The organism is Pseudanabaena yagii GIHE-NHR1 (assembly GCF_012863495.1).
GTDB classification, from domain to species: Bacteria; Cyanobacteriota; Cyanobacteriia; order Pseudanabaenales; family Pseudanabaenaceae; genus Pseudanabaena; species Pseudanabaena yagii.
In genome coordinates, this window is record NZ_JAAVJL010000002.1 from 354,418 (window position 1) to 374,118 (window position 19,701).

11 protein-coding genes and 1 tRNA gene are annotated in these 19,701 nt (G+C 45.0%); 4 read left to right on the forward strand and 8 right to left on the reverse strand.

What is annotated here, in order from left to right; genetic code table 11:
* Positions 1-30: 30 nt before the first annotated feature.
* Both HC246_RS18470 and gltX read left to right on the forward strand, forming a co-directional pair.
* On the forward strand, positions 31-4,011 hold the full coding sequence (locus tag HC246_RS18470) for a DNA-directed RNA polymerase subunit beta' (protein WP_169364917.1): 3,981 nt from the start codon (positions 31-33) through the stop codon (positions 4,009-4,011).
* 94 nt (positions 4,012-4,105) lie between these two features.
* Positions 4,106-5,554, forward strand: a complete 1,449-nt coding sequence (gltX, locus tag HC246_RS18475; protein ID WP_169364918.1) for a glutamate--tRNA ligase — start codon at positions 4,106-4,108, stop codon at positions 5,552-5,554.
* Between the two features lie 201 nt (positions 5,555-5,755).
* Here the strand turns inward: gltX and HC246_RS18480 are convergent.
* Positions 5,756-5,829, reverse strand: a tRNA-Arg gene (locus tag HC246_RS18480).
* A gap of 377 nt (positions 5,830-6,206) precedes the next feature.
* Here HC246_RS18480 and HC246_RS18485 point away from each other — a divergent pair.
* On the forward strand, positions 6,207-6,728 hold the full coding sequence (locus HC246_RS18485) for a tetratricopeptide repeat protein (protein ID WP_169364919.1): 522 nt from the start codon (positions 6,207-6,209) through the stop codon (positions 6,726-6,728).
* A 75-nt stretch (positions 6,729-6,803) separates the two neighbouring features.
* On the opposite strand, the gene mnmA is transcribed toward HC246_RS18485, so the two are convergent.
* From mnmA to HC246_RS18520, 7 genes are all read right to left on the reverse strand, one after another.
* On the reverse strand, positions 6,804-7,898 hold the full coding sequence (mnmA, locus tag HC246_RS18490) for a tRNA 2-thiouridine(34) synthase MnmA (RefSeq protein WP_169364920.1): 1,095 nt from the start codon (positions 7,896-7,898) through the stop codon (positions 6,804-6,806).
* A 121-nt stretch (positions 7,899-8,019) separates the two neighbouring features.
* On the reverse strand, positions 8,020-8,394 hold the full coding sequence (locus HC246_RS18495) for an allophanate hydrolase-related protein (protein WP_169364921.1): 375 nt from the start codon (positions 8,392-8,394) through the stop codon (positions 8,020-8,022).
* Positions 8,395-8,546: 152 nt separating this feature from the next.
* Positions 8,547-10,697, reverse strand: a complete 2,151-nt coding sequence (gene ligA, locus HC246_RS18500; RefSeq protein ID WP_169364922.1) for an NAD-dependent DNA ligase LigA — start codon at positions 10,695-10,697, stop codon at positions 8,547-8,549.
* 48 nt (positions 10,698-10,745) lie between these two features.
* Positions 10,746-13,370 (reverse strand): DEAD/DEAH box helicase, encoded by a 2,625-nt coding sequence (locus HC246_RS18505; protein ID WP_169364923.1) that lies wholly within the window; start codon positions 13,368-13,370, stop codon positions 10,746-10,748.
* A 204-nt stretch (positions 13,371-13,574) separates the two neighbouring features.
* Positions 13,575-14,312, reverse strand: coding sequence for a tetratricopeptide repeat protein (locus HC246_RS18510; protein WP_169364924.1), 738 nt, complete (start codon positions 14,310-14,312; stop codon positions 13,575-13,577).
* A 4-nt stretch (positions 14,313-14,316) separates the two neighbouring features.
* The gene (locus HC246_RS18515; protein WP_169364925.1) at positions 14,317-16,956 is read right to left on the reverse strand and encodes an adenylate/guanylate cyclase domain-containing protein; all 2,640 of its coding nucleotides are present in this window, start codon (positions 16,954-16,956) and stop codon (positions 14,317-14,319) included.
* 356 nt (positions 16,957-17,312) lie between these two features.
* Positions 17,313-17,861 carry a shikimate kinase gene (locus tag HC246_RS18520; protein WP_169364926.1) on the reverse strand — a complete coding sequence of 183 codons (549 nt, stop codon included), beginning with the start codon at positions 17,859-17,861 and terminating at the stop codon, positions 17,313-17,315.
* A gap of 180 nt (positions 17,862-18,041) precedes the next feature.
* On the opposite strand from HC246_RS18520, the gene HC246_RS18525 reads away from it, so the two are divergent.
* Positions 18,042-19,595 carry a YcjF family protein gene (locus tag HC246_RS18525; protein WP_169364927.1) on the forward strand — a complete coding sequence of 518 codons (1,554 nt, stop codon included), beginning with the start codon at positions 18,042-18,044 and terminating at the stop codon, positions 19,593-19,595.
* Positions 19,596-19,701 lie beyond the last annotated feature (106 nt).

A 19,701-nucleotide genomic window follows, 5' to 3' on the forward strand; every position in this document is an offset into this window, starting at 1 on the left:
AATTACAAGATTATTTAATAGCTTAATACCATGGCAGATTTCACGATTAGCAACACGGATTCGCCTGAAGAAAAGAAGCCTCAACGCTTTATTAACCGTACCATTGACAAAGGACAGCTAAAAAAGCTGATTGCTTGGGCTTTTACCCATTATGGAACTACTAGCGCTGCTAACGTTGCTGACCAATTGAAAGCGTTAGGCTTTCGCTATGCAACTCAGGCAGGAGTATCGATCAGTATCGAGGATTTACAAGTTCCTGCCAGTAAGAAGGCTTTGCTAGCAGCAGCAGAACAGGAAATCGAAGAAACTGAAAGTCGTTATACCAGAGGTGAAATTACTGAGGTAGAACGTTTCCAAAAAGTAATTGATACATGGAACGTGACTAACGAGAACCTCAAGGATGAGGTGGTGAAAAACTTTAAGAGTAATAACCCTCTTAACTCCGTTTACATGATGGCTTTCTCTGGAGCGCGGGGTAATATCTCGCAGGTGCGTCAGCTAGTCGGTATGCGTGGCTTGATGGCAGATCCTCAAGGGGAAATCATTGACTTACCAATTAAAACCAACTTCCGTGAAGGTTTGACAGTTACCGAGTACATCATTTCTTCCTACGGTGCACGTAAAGGGCTGGTAGATACAGCACTACGGACGGCAGACTCTGGCTACCTCACCCGTCGTCTAGTAGACGTATCGCAGGATGTGATCGTTCGGGAAAATGATTGCGGTACTACTCGTGGCATTCGTCTAAAAGCAATGCGTGATGGGGAGAAGACCTTAATTAAGCTTTCTGATCGCCTATTTGGTCGTGTCGCTGCCGAAGATATCGTTGATCCGAAGACTGGCGAAGTGATCGTCATGCGGAACCAAGAGATTTCTGAAGATCTCTCCTTGGCAGTGCAAAAGGCTGGTGTTGAAGAAGTTTGTGTCCGCTCGGCATTTACCTGTGAATCGACGCGATCGGTTTGCCAAATGTGCTATGGCTGGAGCTTGGCTCACGCCGAACTAGTAGATATTGGTGAAGCTGTAGGGATTATCGCCGCACAGTCCATCGGTGAACCTGGTACACAGCTAACCATGCGTACCTTCCACACTGGTGGTGTATTTACTGGGGAAGTTGCGGAACAACAACGAGCTCCCCATGATGGTGTTGTTAAGTATAGCAAAAAGCTGAAAGTTCGCCCCATGCGTACCCGTCACGGTGAAGATGCATTTATCGTGGAAGCGAATGGCGATTTCACCTTAGAAAGCTCTGAAGGTAAGCGTGTATATGCGGTCACCCAAGGTTCGACTCTCTTAGTTAGTGATGGTCAGAAGGTAACTCAAGGTCAGTTAATGGCTGAGGTTGCGGCTACAGGTCGGACTGCACGTAAGACTACAGAGAAGGCAACTAAGGCTCTCAACACTGGTTTAGCAGGTGAAGTCTTATTCTCTGATCTGGCGATCGAAGAAAAGAAAGACCGTCAAGGTAACACCAGTTATGTAGCTCGTGGTGAAAAAGGTCGGGTTTGGGTCTTGGCTGGCGAAGTTTATAACTTGCCCCCCGGTGCTGAGCCAACTGTCAAGAATGAACAACAAGTCGTTGAAGGTGATGTTTTAGCCGAAACTCGCTTGATTACTGAACATGGTGGTGTGGTACGTCTCAGCGAAGAAGACAGCCGCCATAATCGCGAAGTGGAAATTATTACGGCTTCGGTAGTGCTTGATCAGGCGATCGTGAAGGAAGAAAGCTATCAAGGTCGTGAACATTATGTTCTCGAAACTCAAGGTGGTCAAAGCTTCTCCCTCAAGGCTTCCCCTGGAACTAAGCTAACCAATAATCAGGTAGTTGCAGAGCTGATTGATGATACTTACCACACCAAGAGTGGCGGTATTATCAAGTTTGCAGGTGTGGAAGTTGCTAAGCGCAGCAAGGGCAAACAGGGCTATGAGGTCGTCAAGGGCGGTACTTTGCTCTGGATTCCTGAGGAAACCCATGAAGTCAACAAGGATGCTTCGTTGTTGATGGTCGAAGAAAACCAGTTTATCGAAGCTGGTACGGAAGTTGTGAAGGATATCTTCAGCCAAACCGCAGGTGTTGTCGAAGTCTTCCAAAAGAATGATATTTTGCGCGAAATCGTGATTAAACCAGGGGATTTGCACTTGGTTGATGATCCGCAAACAGCGATGCAAAAGAATGGCTCTTTGGCTTACCCCGGCACAGAAATCATGCCCGGATTGGTTTCACCTGAATTGCGCTATGTGGAATATTTGGATTCCACAGAAGGACCTGCGTTGCTTTTGCGTCCAGTAGAAGAATACCAAGTACCTGATGTTCCTACGGTTCCTAGCCAAGAGTCGGTAAACCAAGAAGGTCGTTCCATCGGGTTGCGGGCTGTGCAACGCATTCCCTATAAGGATGGCGATCGCGTTAAGGCGATCGATAGCGTTGAGTTACTCAAAACTCAGTTGTTGTTAGAAGTTGATACCGATGCGCCTCAATTGGCAGCCGATATCGAGTTTATTCCTAACGACAAAGACCCCGGTAGCTTGCGTTTGCAACTGGTAATTCTTGAATCCCTCGTGATTCGTCAAGATACCTCTGGCGATCCTGCCCATAGCAACTCGCGCACCCGTCTGCTTGTAAATGATGGTGATCGCATTGACCCCGGGGCAGTTGTCGCTCGTACCGAAATTCTTTGCAAACGTGCGGGACAAATTCGCGGTATTCGCCAAGGCTCGGAAGTAGTACGCCGCTTGCTCGTAGTTACTGAAGCTGATTGCATTACCACCGATTGTCCTAGCCCCAGTGTCCAACCTGGAGATTTGCTAAGAGCAGGTGACGAAATTGGCGCAGGTGTAATTACCGAAGAATCAGGTCAAGTCCTCAAAGTTGAAGATGGCAAGGTTGTCTTCCGTATCGGTCGTCCTTACCTCGTGTCCCCCGGCGCATTGCTGCAAATCCATGATGCTGACCTCGTACAACGGGGTGACAACATTGCGCTACTGGTATTTGAGCGTGCAAAAACAGGGGACATTATCCAAGGTCTACCTCGAATTGAAGAACTGCTCGAAGCCCGTAAGCCTAAGGAAATGTGCGTACTTGCCCGTACATCTGGTACTGCTCAAGTTACCTATGATTCCGATGATAATCCTGAAGTCAAGATTCTTGGCGATGATGGCACATTGGATGATGACTATTCCTTCAATGCGGGGCAGAGTGTGATTATCTCCGATGGTCAAAAGGTCTTGGCGGGTGAAGCAATTACCGATGGTCCCGCAAATCCCCATGACATTCTCGACATTTACTTCCATGCCTATAAGGAATCCCTTGGCGTGCGTCAAGCGGCACTCCTTGGGTTACAGAAGGTACAAGAGTTCTTAATGAACGAAGTCCAATCGGTATACCAATCTCAGGGTGTGGATATTTCCGATAAGCACATTGAGGTAATCGTCAAGCAGATGACCTCCAAGGTACGCATCGAGGATGGTGGCGACACCACTCGTCTACCAGGGGAACTTGTAGAACTCCATCAAGTTGAGCAAATCAACGAAGCGATGGAAATTACGGGTGGCGCACCTGCGGACTACACGCCTGTATTGATGGGTATTACCAAGGCAAGTTTGAATACCGACAGCTTTATCTCGGCAGCGAGTTTCCAAGAAACTACTCGTGTTCTCACGGAAGCAGCGATCGAAGGTAAGTCTGACTGGTTGCGTGGTCTCAAGGAAAACGTCATTATCGGTCGTCTGATTCCTGCGGGTACAGGCTTCAATGCTTACGATACGCCTATCGTTGATGTGGATACTGGCTATGAGCCAGATCTTGGCTATGACGAAGAAGCGGATGATGTAATCATTGATGATAATACTGCCCGTAATTATCAAATCATTGAGCCTCGCATCGAGCCAATCCGTGTCATTGATAAGCCTCGTAGCCGTCGCAGCTTTGATGATGAGCTAGTAGATGATGATGTGGAATTCGATGATGATGACGATGAAGAAGATGACGATGATTTCGATGATGAAGACTAACTAAAAAAAGGAGCGCTAGGCGCTCCTTTTTTTAGATCTCTTGTAGAACCCCGTAGAATGAAGGATAATCGGATTTTATAACGTTTACAAATTCATGTCTGTTCGAGTTCGTATTGCACCAAGTCCTACGGGTAACTTACATATAGGCACTGCCCGCACGGCTGTATTTAATTGGCTATATGCCCGTCACCACAAGGGGACATTTATTCTCAGGATCGAAGATACCGATCGCGAAAGATCTAAGGATGAATATACTCAAAATATTTTGGAAGGTTTGGCTTGGTTAGGAATTGATTTTGATGAGGGGCCATTCTTTCAAACCCAACGCAGCGATCGCTATATTGCTACAGTGCAAAAGCTCCTCGATGAAAAGAAAGCATATTTCTGCTATTGCACAGAAACTGAGCTAGATGCCATGCGGGAAGCTCAAAAAGCAAATAAACAAGCTCCTCGCTACGATAATCGCCATCGCCATCTTACTGATGAGCAACGTCAAGCCTTTGAAGCCGAAGGTCGTCGTCCTGTAATTCGTTTCATTATTGAGGAACCACGCACGATCGCATGGAATGACCTCGTACGCGGTACTGTCTCTTGGAGCAGCAGCGATCTCGGCGGTGACATGGTAATTGCTCGTGTTGATGATCAAGGAAAGATTGGGCTGCCTCTGTATAACTTTGCGGTGGTTGTGGATGATATCGATATGCAGATTACCCAAGTCATTCGTGGGGAAGACCATATTGCCAATACTGCTAAGCAAATTCTAATTTACGAAGCTCTCGGTACAACTCCACCTCAGTTTGGACATACACCTCTGATTCTCAATCAGCAAGGTGCGAAAATTTCTAAACGTGATGGTGCGACTTCCGTTTGGGAATTTCGGAACATGGGCTATATTCCCGAAGCCTTTAATAATTACATGGCTCTACTTGGTTGGTCGCCTTCCGATGGAAAAGAACTCTTTACGATCCAAGAAGCATCGCAAATCTTCAGTTTTGATCGCGTTAATAAAGCAGGTGCTAGATTTGACTGGGATAAGCTCAATTGGATTAATAGCCAATATTTACATTCTCTACCGACTGAAGATGTTTGCGATCGCCTTACTCCCTTTCTCAAAGAATCTGGCTATGACTTGACATCCGTAGATCGTCAATGGTTACTTGATCTCACAAAACTGATTGCCCCTAGTTTAACCTTGCTCACTGATGCGGCAACAATTAGCAAGTTCTTCTTTACGGACTTTGAAGACTATACCGATGAAGCGAAAACGACTCTCCAAGGTGAGGTGATCGCAGGTATTATCACGGCTCTGATTGATGCGCTAAAGGAAACTTCAGATTTAGATGCGGATAGCGCTGGGGAAATTATTAAAGCTGTCACCAAATCACAGGGTGTAAAGAAAGGTGTGGTAATGAAGTCATTACGGGCTGCCCTCACTGGCGATCTACATGGTCCCGAAATTTTGCCTACCTTTGTACTTCTCCATCGCAAAGGTTTAGCATTGCCTCGCCTGCAACGAGCTTTAGCTATTAATAGCAATTCTTGAGTTAGTTAACGTGAGTTCGAGATAATTTGAAATGGGCTTAAGGTTTGCTACGCAAACCTTAAGCCCAAAAGTAAAAGCCTTGCGGAGTAAAGATTTTATATGTGCAACGCCGATATGCTCATTAAATGACCCATTACCAAAATGGCTATAGAGACTGATGGGGTAACCTTGTCAGTCTCTAAATGTAATGAATTGAAGGAACAGGCTAGGATGGACTCTAACCATCGACCGATCGCTTAGAAGGCGATTGCTCTATACAACTGAGCTACTAGCCCAAACAAATTCACGGCTTATTATAATACACTGAAAGTCAAATTTTTGGCAATCAGTTGAAAAATATCATCGTCTAAAAAATTGGGGTAGTGCTAAGGGAGGTGGAGCAAAGCGCTGTCTCTCTTAGCATTTAAGCTGTAGAATTTGTTTGAGATTAAGTCTTGTAAATTCAGTAATCCAATCTATAGTGAAAAACGCTGTAAAACTCAGAAGAGAGTTGCGACGCGAAGCGTCGCAACTCTCTTCTGAGTTTATAAAACTGTCTACTGCTATAGAATGTGACATTTTGAGAGTAATTTGTTAAAAATTACTTTTTAAACCGTCTCAAGAAATTGCTAGAGTGCAATGATAGACAAAATTTATTCTGATATATAAAACTATGGATAGTACATTAGCGATCGCATACCTTGGGGCGTTAGTCCTGCTCTTAGCAGGGGTTAGCTGGTTAGTTATCCGCCAGATTCTCAAAGCCCGTAGCTTAGAAAATGTTATTTCTGAATTGCAACCTAAGCTGCAAAAAGAAAAAGGGACACCCGAAGACTATTACCAACTGGGTAGCGTATATTTACGCAAAAAGCTTTATGCTCAAGCTATTACCTTATTTAATAAGGCAATCAAAGAAGGTGGTGACAATCTTCCTGAAGTCTACAATGCGTTAGGATTTTCCTATTTTTCTCAAGATCAGTATGATCTAGCAATCAAAAATTACAAAGAGGCGATCGCTTTACAGGCTGGCTATATCACTGCAATCAATAATCTTGGTCATGCCTATGAGAAGAAAAAGTTATTGCCTCAAGCGATCGAGATGTATGAGCAGGTGCTAGTTTTGGACGAAAAAAATGAAACTGCCAAGCGCCGCCTGAATTCCTTACGCAAACAATTTGTACCTACTGCATCCTAAAAAATGAGAGGCAGCGCTTAGCGCTGCCTCTCATTTTTTAGGATGTAAAAAAACTTGCAAAGCAAGTTTTTTTGTTTAGATTTTGGACTCGATCAGTCCGCCTCCGAGCAGCAAGTCATCTCGATAAAAGACGGCTGCTTGTCCGGGGGTAATGCTAAATTGAGGCTCATCAAAGACGATGCGGGCGCGATCTCCTGATAGCGGAATTACCGTTGCCCCCGCAGGCACAGTACGATAACGGACTTGTACGTCCGCATGGAAAGGGATATCAGTAGGAGCCATCGATACCCAGTTAACTTGATTGATTGTGCATTCTTTATCATGGGCTTCAGAGCGATCGCCAACAATCACTTCATTTTTAATCGGGTCAAGGGCAATCACATAAAGAGGATTTGCCGCCGCTACACCTAAACCTTTGCGTTGACCGATGGTGTAATGATATGTGCCATCATGCTCACCCAATACATTGCCATTTGTATCAACAATTTTGCCTTGGACAGGTGTGAGATATTTATCGAGAAAAGCTTTCATAGAGCCATTAGCTTCTACAAGACAGAGATCCATACTTTCGGGCTTTTCGGCAGTAGCTAAGCCAAATTCAGCAGCAATTTTGCGAGTTTCAACTTTAGTGGTATTACCTAGAGGAAAAACACAGCAGCTTAACTCCTCTTGTCCGACTTCATAGAGAAAATAGGATTGATCCTTAGTATTGTCAATGGCACGACGTAGTTCATAGCGTCCCGATTCGGGATTGAAATTGAGCTTGGCATAATGTCCCGTAGCAATTTTGTTGATGCCCAATTTTTCACGGGCATAGGTCATCATGGGGGTAAATTTCACGGCTTTGTTACAGCGTGAACAGGGCAGAGGTGTAGAGCCTGCCGCATAGCCAGTAACGAGATAATTGATAATATTTTCTTCAAAGACATCACGACTATCGACAATTTCGTGATGAATGCCTAATTCTTCGCATAGACGTGCGGCATCGACCATTCCTTCAGAACAGCATTGTCCTTTGCCACGCATTAACCACAGCGTTAAGCCTGTGACATCATAGCCTGTACGATGTAATAGGGCTGCGGCAACAGAACTATCCACGCCGCCCGATAAGCCGACAACTACCTTTTCTTTGATTTGGGTTTGCTCTGTTGTTAAGGTTATGTTTGACATTTGCTGTGATCGAACCATTCAAACTCAATTGTAATACTAAGAATCAAAATCGCGTTGCTTTTCGCTGTAACCCAATGCATCAAAATAAAAGGAAAGGCTTTGCTTTGCAAAGCCTTTCCTTTTATTTTGATGCTGTATAACTTCGCCAACCACCATAGGCAGTTATTTCCTTCTGTTCTTCACATAGGAATGGTTCGCCTAAAACGCCTAATACTTCCTGTTGGCTTGCCAGAATAATTTTGCCAATACATAACCCCGCAGGTTCTGACAAGAGAATTTCCCCAAGGGCAGCAGGAGTAATTGACCAGATTTCTAAAGCGATCGCTTGTCCGTTTTCGCTAACTCTAAGCATGGCGGGATGGCGATCGCGGATCGACCAAAGCCGATAAATGGGGGCAGTTATATCTTCTCTGATAAAGGTAGCACCAACTTTCTGTAAGTTCCCATTTAATTCCAAACCTCGCATCAAAGTGCCATTAACTGCAAATTCAATCATATTTACGCGGTTCTCATCCATTATATTAAAGCGCTTTGCGCTCAACCCTAAACCAAGAAATTTTTTAAAAGTGTTGCTCAGCAACACTTTTAAAAAATTTCTTGGTTCGTTTAGTCAGAAATTGCTTTAGGATAGGTGGCGCTTTGCGTCGCCTATCCTAATAATTGTAGCAGTTCCTCTTCTGAGATACAGGTCACACCTAGAGATTGGGCTTTTTCGAGTTTGGAGCCAGCCTCTGCACCAACTACTAGATAATTTGTCTTTTTACTAATAGAATCCGTGACTTTACCACCTGCGGATTTGATTAAGTCTTTAGCTTCATCACGTTTGAGGGTTGGTAATGTACCTGTCACCACAAAGGTTTTGCCTGCAATATTGGGATTGAGCGCGATCGCTTTGCCTTCTTTCGGCGCACTCATAAACTGTAAGCCTGTGCTCTGAAGGCATTCCACTAAATGCTGATTGATGTCTTTACGGAACCAGTCATAAATGGATTGGGCGATTTCTTCACCGATGCCAAAGATAGAAGCGATCGCTTCTTTATTCGCACTTGCCAATAACTCCACATTGGGGAAATTGTCGGCAATGGTTTGGGCATTGACGCTACCCACATGACGGATGCCTAAGCCATAGAGGACTCGCGCCCAAGGTTTGTTTTTGGACTGAGCGATCGCCGCAATAATTTTGTCAGCAGATTTTTGTCCCATGCGATCGAGGGTTTGCAATTGTTCGCTAGTGAGTGTGTATAAATCGGCAACAGAATTAACATGATTTTCCGTAACTAATTGTTTAACTAATTTCTCACCAATGCCATTAATATCCAGAGCTTCACGGCTCACCCAATGCTCTAGCGCCCCCCGCACGATCGCAGGACATTCAAGATTAATACAACGGGTTGCGGCTTCATCTTCAGGCTTGAGAACGGGCTGACCACATTCTGGGCAATGGGTGGGCATTACAAAACGGGTGGCGCGATAGGGACGCAGTTCAGGCAAAATTCGCACCACTTCAGGGATGATTTCTCCAGCTTTGCGGACGATCGCAGTATCACCGATATGTAAATCTAGTTCCGCGAGGCGATCGCTATTGTGCAAAGTTGCCCTAGAGACTGTCGTCCCCGCAAGGAGAACGGGACGCAGTTCGGCAACGGGAGTGAGAGTTCCTGTGCGCCCCACTTGGACAGTGACAGCTTCAATGACCGTAGGCATTTCTTCGGCAGGATATTTCCATGCGATCGCCCAGCGTGGTGTTTTTTGCGTGAAGCCTAAGCGCTCCTGTTGGGGGAAAGAGTTGAGCTTAATCACCATGCCATCGGTCATGTAGGGCAGGTCATGGCGTGCGGTTGCCCAATGGTCATAATAGTCCTGTAGTTCTTGAATGGATTTGCAGAGCTTTTTATTAGGATTGACCCGAAATCCAATTTGTTGCAGAAATCCTAGAGCTTGCCATTGGGAAGAAATATCATCCAGATTTTGCAAAGCAAAATCTGGATGATTAGTATCGGGAGAGGAGGGAAGATTAAATAAGGGTAGTTCTGTTATTGCAGAATCAGATGAGTCAGATTTAGCTTCTGGGAAATGAATAGTATAGGCAAAGAAATCGAGGCGGCGTTTAGCGACGATGCGTGAATCGAGTTGGCGTAATGTACCTGCGGCGGCGTTGCGAGGATTAGCGAAGAGGGATTCTCCCAGTTGCGATCGCTCTTGGTTAATCTCATCAAAAACTGCGATCGGCAGAAATGCTTCCCCCCGAATTTCTAAGCGATCGGGAGGATTTTCTAAATTAAGCTTTAAGGGAATGGAACGAATGGTTTTAATATTGGTGGTGATATCTTCCCCTGATACACCATCACCTCTGGTTGCGCCACGCACGAGTATGCCTTGCTCGTAGGTTAAGGCGATCGCTGATCCATCAATCTTTAATTCACAAACATATTCCATTTGAGAAACAGATTGCGACGCAATTTGTTTCTCAAGATTTAATCCTTTTTGACAACGCTCTTGCCATGAGTTCACATCATCGGTAGTGAAAGCATTTTCTAAGCTATAAAGTGGAACGTGATGCTGAACTGAGACGAATTGGCTCACAGGCTTTTCACCGACGCGCTGGGTGGGGCTATCGGGGGTAATTAGCTGTGGATATTGCTTTTCGAGATCTAGCAATTCATGGTAGAGCGCATCGTAAACTGAGTCTTCCATCGTGGGAGCATCAAGGGCATAATATTCATAACTAGCCCGTTGCAAAATCTTCCGCAGTTCTGCTACTCTCGATTGAATCTCAGGATTTAGAAATAGTTCAGTCACGATGATCTTGGCATTATTGATTAATCAATATTCTAAGCAAATTTATCATCAAATTACCTCATTAACTGGGAAGCGGTCTATAAGTTGAGCAGCTTGCTTCGCAGATTGATACATTTCCGTTGGCAAGTGGGGAACATGGGGGATTTGATAGAGTAGATCAATGGTGCGCCGCATCAGACGGACAATATCACCTTCATCAAGATTGGTGTTTTGGCATAGTTCCATCCATTCCATTCCTAATGCCCATTGCTCAACAAGTCCTGTTAGTTCATAATCTAGCCATGCAGGAATATCCACTAAATGACGACGCTGGACTTGGATTAACTCACGGCGGCGATCGCGCAAACCATCAAGGGCATCCTCAACCGTTGGCGATAAGCCAAACTTAATCCAGTTGTCAGGACGGCTGTTTTCACTGACTATCGCAGCACAGACCGTGGCAAGATGGTGGGGGGCAAGATGGTCTAGCTCTCCTGAAAGTAAGGCGCAGGCTAACCAAAGTTCATTTTCACCACGCAGAGCTGCCACGACTTGACCAACATCGGTGGGCTGGGTTTCTTGGAGACATCCGTAGGCTTGAAGAATATTGACTAAGCTCATAAACTCCTGCCAATGCCTTTGGCGGCGATCATTGACCACCTTTTGCTGAAATTCGATTTGGCGTTGTAACTGTTCGAGTCGATTAACTTTTTTGAAGACAGCGCCGCGATCGCTCATTTTAGAAACAGGATGACGATCCATTTCAGATTCGATCGCTATAACTCTTGCCTGTTGTTGCAGAACTTCGGGAGCTAACTCTGGTGGTGGTAGTGGAGTAATGGTTTGCGCGATCGCCAAGCTGGTCTCATCACCATCAATTGATTGTCCGGGACGCAATGCTAACTTGGCGGGATATGCAATATCTCCATCTAGTAATAAATCACTGCCGACTAAGACAATATCTTTATAACCTGCTACATACCAGCGATTATCGCGACCAAGGCAGACAAACCAAGGGAACTGCCCAGAGCCTTGCACCTTGGCGGCTAGTACCGTATGTACGATCAAGCCCTTATTGGTGCGAATGGTCAGAGGTGAACCTGACAATAAATAGGGCGCATAGGATGCTAAGTCATGTAAACGGGTTTCTTCTGCCTGTTGGGCGAGAAGTTTGAGTAGTCGCTTTTCCTCACGGAGGCGATCGCGCAATTTATCATAGGCTTCCAATTGTTTTAAATCAACATGGGCTAAATCTTTCTCTAATTTCGCAATTTGTTCAATTACTGCTTCTAAATTCTGGATTTGTGGAGCCAGATTGAGGTCAGCAAGATATTGACCAAAGCTTCTTTCTACCAGATCTCTAGCTTGATCAAGGGAATGGGTTTGCAAGAGATTCATCACCATGCCATAGCTAGGAGCGAACTGGCTTACAAGGGGATCGGCGCTGGAGGTGGCAAGATGGGCAGCTTCCTTGGCTCCCTCAAAGGGCGTTTGCACAGTGACGACATAGCCCACCTCATCCATGCCCCTACGTCCTGCTCTACCTGCCATTTGCAGGAATTCTGAAGCGGTAAGTAATCGATGTCCGCGATCGGTACGCTTAGAGATGCTAGAGATTACCGTCGTGCGTGCTGGCATATTAATTCCCGCCGCCAAAGTCTCTGTAGCAAAGACAACTTTAATCAATCCCTGTTGAAATAGTTCTTCAACAAATCCTTTCCACGCGGGTAAAATTCCTGCATGATGTGCGGCAATACCACGATAGAGGGCATCAATATGTAAAGGTTTGCCAATATCGGGATTGGTTGCGATAAAAGCATCAATTTGAGGTTTCAGGCGCAGTGATTCTTCGGCATTAACGAGGGAAACATTTCCCAATTCTGTAATCGCTTTATCACAGCCGCGACGACTAAAGATAAAGTAAATTGCAGGCAACATATCACGCTGCCGTAAATGAGAAACAACAGTTCCAATCGTAGGGACAATTTTATGTCGTTCTTCTTTAGTTGGTGGTTTGTTTGTGAGAGGCTTTAGTCTAGGATTAATCTTTTGATTGGAACTATCTAATAGAGGGAAAAACCCTTTGCTATTGCAGAAAGAATGTTCGAGGGGAACGGGACGAAAATCAGAATAGATTAACTCAGTTTTTCCATGAACTTTGTTCAGCCAATCCGTTAATTGTTGACTATTTGCTACCGTTGCTGAAAGGGCTACTAATTGGACTTCTGCGGGACAATAAACGATTGATTCTTCCCAAACTGTTCCTCTTTGGCGATCATTCATGTAGTGACATTCATCGAGAACCACTACTTCCACATCCGTCAGTGATGTTCCCACTTCACCAATTGGCGTACCATAGAGCATATTCCGAAAAATCTCAGTAGTCATCACTAAAATCGGCGCGTCACGATTAACCGATAAGTCACCTGTCAATAACCCCACCTTATCGTCACCAAACTGTTGGCGAAAATCCCGTAATTTCTGATTTGAGAGCGCTTTGAGCGGTGTAGTATAAAAAACGCGGCGATTACCAGCCAATGCTGCATGAATGGCATACTCACCGATAAGGGTTTTTCCTGAACCAGTGGGCGCACAAACGACGACCGACTTACCCGCTTGCAAGGCGGCGATCGCCTGTAGTTGAAACTGGTCAAGTGAAAACGGATATAGTTCTTGTGGGTCTAATGCTTGCACGCACTTTTGCCTGAGTAAATATACTTAATGTTGAGTGGGCAATAATGGTTAAATGCTTGCCTAGCCTTCTATAGTATCCTATCGCAGAGATGAGTGGCGGCGCGAAGCGCCGCCACTCATCTCTTTGTTTTTGTTTGTTGACCCGCCGAAGGCGGGTCAACAAACCTTTGTACCTCGCTTAATTTCTAAGCATTGCAGGAATAGCTAAGGCTTTTCAAGAGCCTTGACTGCCATGTTGTATTGTTCGCTATTGCCTTGTTGCTTAAAAAGTTCCGCCGCTTTCTTTAAATCGGCTTTTTCACCTTGCTTATCTTTTAACCCTGATTTGGCAATTCCGCGATTGTAGTAAGCGGCAGCAAGACCTCTAATCCCCCAGTTACGATCAATTTTGATCGCTTCGTTATAATCCTCGATCGCATCTTTCATGTTGCCTGACGCATATCTCACGACTCCCCGATTGTAGTAGGCAAGCGAAAAGTCAGGCTTAAGTCGAATTGCTTCATTCCAGTCTTCGAGTGCGCCCTGATAATCACCTAGGGTGTACTTCACTAAGCCGCGATCGCAGTAGGCTTTAGCATCATCCAGTTTGAGGCTAATGGCTTGTTTGTAATCAGCAACGACTGGATCTCCTCCTTTTTCCTTTTGGGCAATATCGTGCTTCTGGTAATAAAGAAAATACTCAGGATTCAAACGAATAGACTCACTCCAGTCTGCGATCGCCCCTTTGTAATCTTTTTTAGCGACCTTATCATTACCACTATTCACAAAAGATTGCGCCTTAGTATCTTGTTCTGACTTGGGAGTAGGAGATACTTCACTAGTTGGGGTTAAAGGAGGATTGCCTGTCTTTTGTTGAAATAGAAAGTAGCTTACAAGTGCCAACCCACTGATCAGGAAAAAGGCGATGAGTATAACTACGATCTTTTGATTACTTTTTGCCATTAACTTATTTCTCCGTCAGTCTCCATACTCCGTCCCAATCATCTTCAGGAGCATTCAGCAAGAAGTGTTGACAACGGGTGATATGAATATTTGCTGCCTTATTGCTCTTATCGAGTTCTAAGACCTCGGCAAACTCAGCCATAGCTTTACTAAATCTACGATTGAGATAATGTTCTCGCCCTGTATGATAATGCTCGATGATTTGCGATTGAATGTCACCAATTGGATCTGACTTTAAACCGATTAATTCAAAAACGCTGACGGGTTGATTTTTGCCTTTCACTTGGATGCGATCAAGTTCGCGTACCCAGATGCGATCGCCACAAAGTTTATAAGTAGTTTCGCTAATAATGGCATCCGTGCCATATTGCTTGCTGGCTCCCTCTAGTCTGGAACCAAGATTGACACCATCGCCGATCGCAGTAAATTCCATCCGTCTGGTGGAGCCAATATTGCCACTGATCACGGTGTCGGAGTTAATCCCGATGCCGATCTTGATCGTCGCCATATCGATTTCTTTTTGGTTTCTGGGCTTTAATTTCTCAATCCGCTTGACATTAAACTCTTGGAGGCGATGGCGCATATCGATCGCAGTTTGCACAGCCATCCAAGCATGATCAGGAATAGGCAAAGGCGAGCCAAATACCGCCATAATCGCATCACCGATATACTTATCAAGCGTGCCTTTATAGTTAAAGACCGCTTCCACCATGGTTTCAAAATACTCATTGAGCATTAGCACCACATCTTCGGCGGCGAGGGACTCAGTTAAGGTAGTGTAGCTCCGAATATCAGAGAAGAGTACGGAAACTTCTTTGCGATCGCCTCCCATCTTGGCATCACCACCCGCTAAGAGCTGTTCCGCTAGCTCTTGGGTCATGTAGCGGTACATGGTGCTCTTGAGCCGCTTTTCTTGGCTGATGTCTTCCATTACCACCAGTGCCCCACGCACACCTTCACCCTCATCACCCTCTGACATCGTATTGATGGAGATATTGATGCTGTGTTGCTCACCGTCAGTAGAGCGGAGAGTTTGGTCAGGATAATATTGTTTCCGCGATTTATCATCACTACCTGCCAAGCTATTTTCAAACCACTTGGTAAAGTTGGCAGTCTCGATGTCAATTAGTTCATAAACCGATCGCCCTTCGAGGGAAGTATTACCCACACCCAGCAAGTCGTAGGCGCGTTCATTTGCGGCAATAATTTTGCCATGCTTATCAGTGGAGATCACACCATCGGATAGGCTTCGCAGAATGTCCTTTTGCATTTGCTGCTCTTGCTTCACCTTGGCGAATAGTTTGGCATTTTCTAACGCTACCCCAGCTTGCACGTTGAAGACCTTCATGAATTCTTCATCGTTACTGTTAAAGCTTGCCTTAAAGCGATCGGGAGCTGCTGGCCAAGTGATGGGATCATATTCAGGAAAATCGCCACGTTGTACTTTATTAACTAGCTGCGTGACTCCAATTAACTCCTTATTTGAGTTAAAAATTGGCATACAAAGCAGACTACAGGTGCGATAACCGTTAGCTTGGTCAAATTTTTTGGAATTATCCGCATCGGGATGTTCGTACAGGTCAAAGGGAATATTCAATACTTCCCCTGTAATTGCCACGCGCCCCACATAGCCGATGCCCATTGGTACACGCAGTTCCTTAGTCGTACCATCGTGATTGACGATCTGTGTCCAAAGATCATTGCGATCGCGATCGATAAGCCATAGAGTACTGCGATCGGCATTCATTAAGAGCTTGGCTTCATCCATCACCTTTTTCAAGGTTGCCTCTAGATCCAAACTTTGTCCTAGAGACATGGCGGCTTTCATCAAGGCATCCGCAGCACGTTGTTTTTGGGCAGCAGAATAAAAAGCCTGTGAGCTTTCTAAAATGAGGCGCATCGATGGCGCAAATTGGGCAAATAGGGCTTGATCCTCTTCTGTAAAGCCAACATTATCCACCCGATCTTCGAGGGGAATTGAAGGATCACTGATCTGTAACTTATTGATTAATTGGACTACAGCTACTAATTGATCGTTGTCATTTAATAGGGGCATCGCCAGCATGGAATAGGTGCGGTAGCCCGTGCGCTCAAATTGTTTCTTAGCTTGAGTCGATCGCGGATCATCAAAAAAGTCGAAGGGAATATTAACAGTTTTACGATAGGTAGCCACCTCACCCGCAATGCTGGTCGGCTCCGTAGAAATGCGAATTTCAATATTTTTGCCGTCTTCACTGGGTACATTCGTCCAGAGTTGATTCTTGTCGGCATCTAGTAAAAAAATGGTGGTGCGATCGGCTGAGAGCAATTCACCTATTTTGCCGCGAATTGCTTGGAGCATTTCGTCAAGGATCACGTCAAAATCGGTATTGAGCATTCCGAGGGTTTGATTGACGATCCGCAGGCGTTGCTCAACATCGTTAACAACTTGGCTAAACTTTTCGGGAGTTAGTGGCGCTAGTACCGAGGCGAAATTACCGCCCGTGGTCACAACCAAGGCACTAGAAGGCGCAGAACTTTCTTGGAAAGATGAAGCTGGGGAAGGCTTGCTGTGCTTGGCAGGTGGAAATTCACTCTCTGCAATCACATCAATCGTCGCGTGGGTGTCTATGGATGGTATGCGAGAAGGGGATGATTGTGTCATATCAGCACTAAGATTTTCGGTTAGTCCCAACTTTAAGAGTCTTGATGTTAATCCAAGCGCTCTTGTTCCACTTGCATAGTTTTTGCTTTTAGACTACGCAAAGCCGCTTTTAGTCAAACTGAAAACGCTATACTAGCATCCCTCAGATTGCGATCGCAAACCCAGTGGCTTAAGACAGCAATTCTCATTATAAAAATTAGTTTTGCGAAAGCTAACCTTAGGCTGGTTTTCACAAAACTAATTTTGGTGTTTTCAGGAACCTTGGCTAAGGAAACACCAAAATTGTTTTCATGAAAGAATCGTGGCGCTTCATACCGCAATGCCTTTGGGGCTTGACGATGTTAATGGGCATGATACTAATGATCATGTTTAAGACGATCTGGCTCAAGGCGATTTAAGATCATGTCGAAAAGCCTATCGCTAACGGCTTCAGGGGTTTCATTGGCATTGACCATAATCGAGATGTCGGCTTGGGCATAGCGATCGCGCCTTTGCTCGTAAATATCATTGAGGCGTTGTAAAGGATCTTCTGTTTGTAATAGGGGGCGATGCTCAGATTCAGTCTTGAGGCGATCGTACAAAACCTCTACGGGTACGTCGATCCATACCACAATCCCGTCATGTAAATGTGACCAATTCAGCGATCGCATGACAATGCCGCCACCAGTGGCAACCACTAAGCGGGTATATGCCGATACTTGCGAGAGGATCTGCTGTTCGAGATCCCGAAAACTATCTTCCCCCTCATTGGCAAAGATTTCGGGAATTGATTTACCTGCACATTGCTCAATGAGTGGGTCTGTATCCACAAAGTTGTAATGTACTTTTTGCGCTAAAAGCTTACCGATGGTACTTTTGCCAGCACCCATCATTCCAATCAAAAATATATTCGTTCCGTTGAGCATGTGCTTAGTTAATAAAGAACCAATTTTTTGTGGTACAGCAAAGCTGTACCACAAAAAATTGGTTCTTTATTTTACTGCACAGCCCTTAGCGCAAAAAACACGAAAGTTGTTTAAAAATCACCTAGAATCATTTATTGTCATCTGACGCTTGTAATGAAACTGTAAAAGAGTACGTTGTGAATGCTGAACTCGCGCATGGTCTTGTCTCGTAAAAGTTTGTTTATCGGTGTAGGAATAGTTAGTGTTGCCGCGATCGCCAATGCACTATTTTCGCTGGAACATGATTGGCACTTACTGAGCCTTAGTACCCTGATGGTTGGCGGGACATTGCTGTTTGTAAATGTGCGTCAGAGTTTAGCAACGGTCATTGAGGAGCCAATAGTAATCGATCGCAGCTTTTTATTTAAAGAATTGCGACAGGCTCAAAAGACGATCGCTAAAATTGCCAATATCAGTAGACGTGAAGCTTTAAACGAACAAGCGCAGCAAATCACCAGCAATTTACAAAAAAACAACTTTCGGATCGTGGTTTTCGGTACAGGTTCCGCAGGGAAAACCTCAGTTATTAATGCTTTGTTGGGACGCAAGGCAGGTAAAACTGCGGCAACTATTGGCACAACGATCACCCGTGAAGAGTATGGCTATCAAGGTATTGATTTTTCGCCTGTCGGCATTACCCCAATTCATACCGAAAAGATTAAGCGCCAAGTTTCCTTGTTAGATACATCAGGGATTCAGGAAATGGGTGAGATGGGTCAGCAGCGTGAATTAGAGGCAATTAAACTAGCGCAAAATGCTGATCTGATGGTATTTGTCACCGCAGGAGATTTGACTAATACGGAATACCGCGAACTTGATCGCCTTGCGAGTTTAGGTAAGCGGGTCATTCTTGCCTTTAATAAAACTGATTTATATTTACCCAGCGATCGCGAGTATGTGATCAATCAACTCAAGGCGCGTACTCAACAATTTTTAGCCGCAACTGACGTTGTAGCGATCGCGGCAAACCCCAGTCCAATTAAAGTCCGTCAATATGCCAATGCCGAAGCTTCAGCCAGCCATGAAGCAACGCAAGAATGGTGGGAAAATGTACCGCCTGATGTAGCAGCTTTGAAAGAGCGGATTGAAACGATTTTGTCTAATGAGTGGGAAGATTTGCTGATTCAAAATACCCATCTCCAGATCCAAAGCTTGCTACAGGAAATCAATGGCACGATCAATCAAGAGCGTCGCCAAGATGCCCATACAATTATTAATCGCTACCAAATTATTGCGGCGACTACAGTTTTTGCGAATCCAATTCCTGCCCTTGATTTATTAGCAGGCGCAGCAATTAATACACAAATGTTGCTCGACCTCGCCAAAATTTATGATCGACCCTTAAATTTTAAACAGGCGCAGCAATTGGCAACGACGATCGCGCAGCAGCTATTACAACTCGGTTGCATTGAGATTGCGACTTCTGCGATCGCTTCTTGCTTTAAGGTCAATGCAATCACCTATGCGATCGGTGGCTCGATGCAGGCTGTGACTGCGGCATACTTGACCCATATCGGTGGCATGAGCTTTGTGGAATATCTAGAACAACAACCCGAAACTGCTATTACGACTCCCGCAGCCAGCAATGCTTTACAAAACTTATGTCAAAAGACCTTTAAATCGCTTCAAAGTGATCGCTTTTTCCTCGATTTTGTCACCCAAATTTCCAAACGTATCGCGATCGCTACCACATAAATACAGCTCGTTGCGCTGTATTTAATGTCAGTTCGAGTTATAGATAATTCAAATAAGAACTACAGCCTCGACTTTGCTCAGCTAGCTTACACCAATGGCTGAGCGG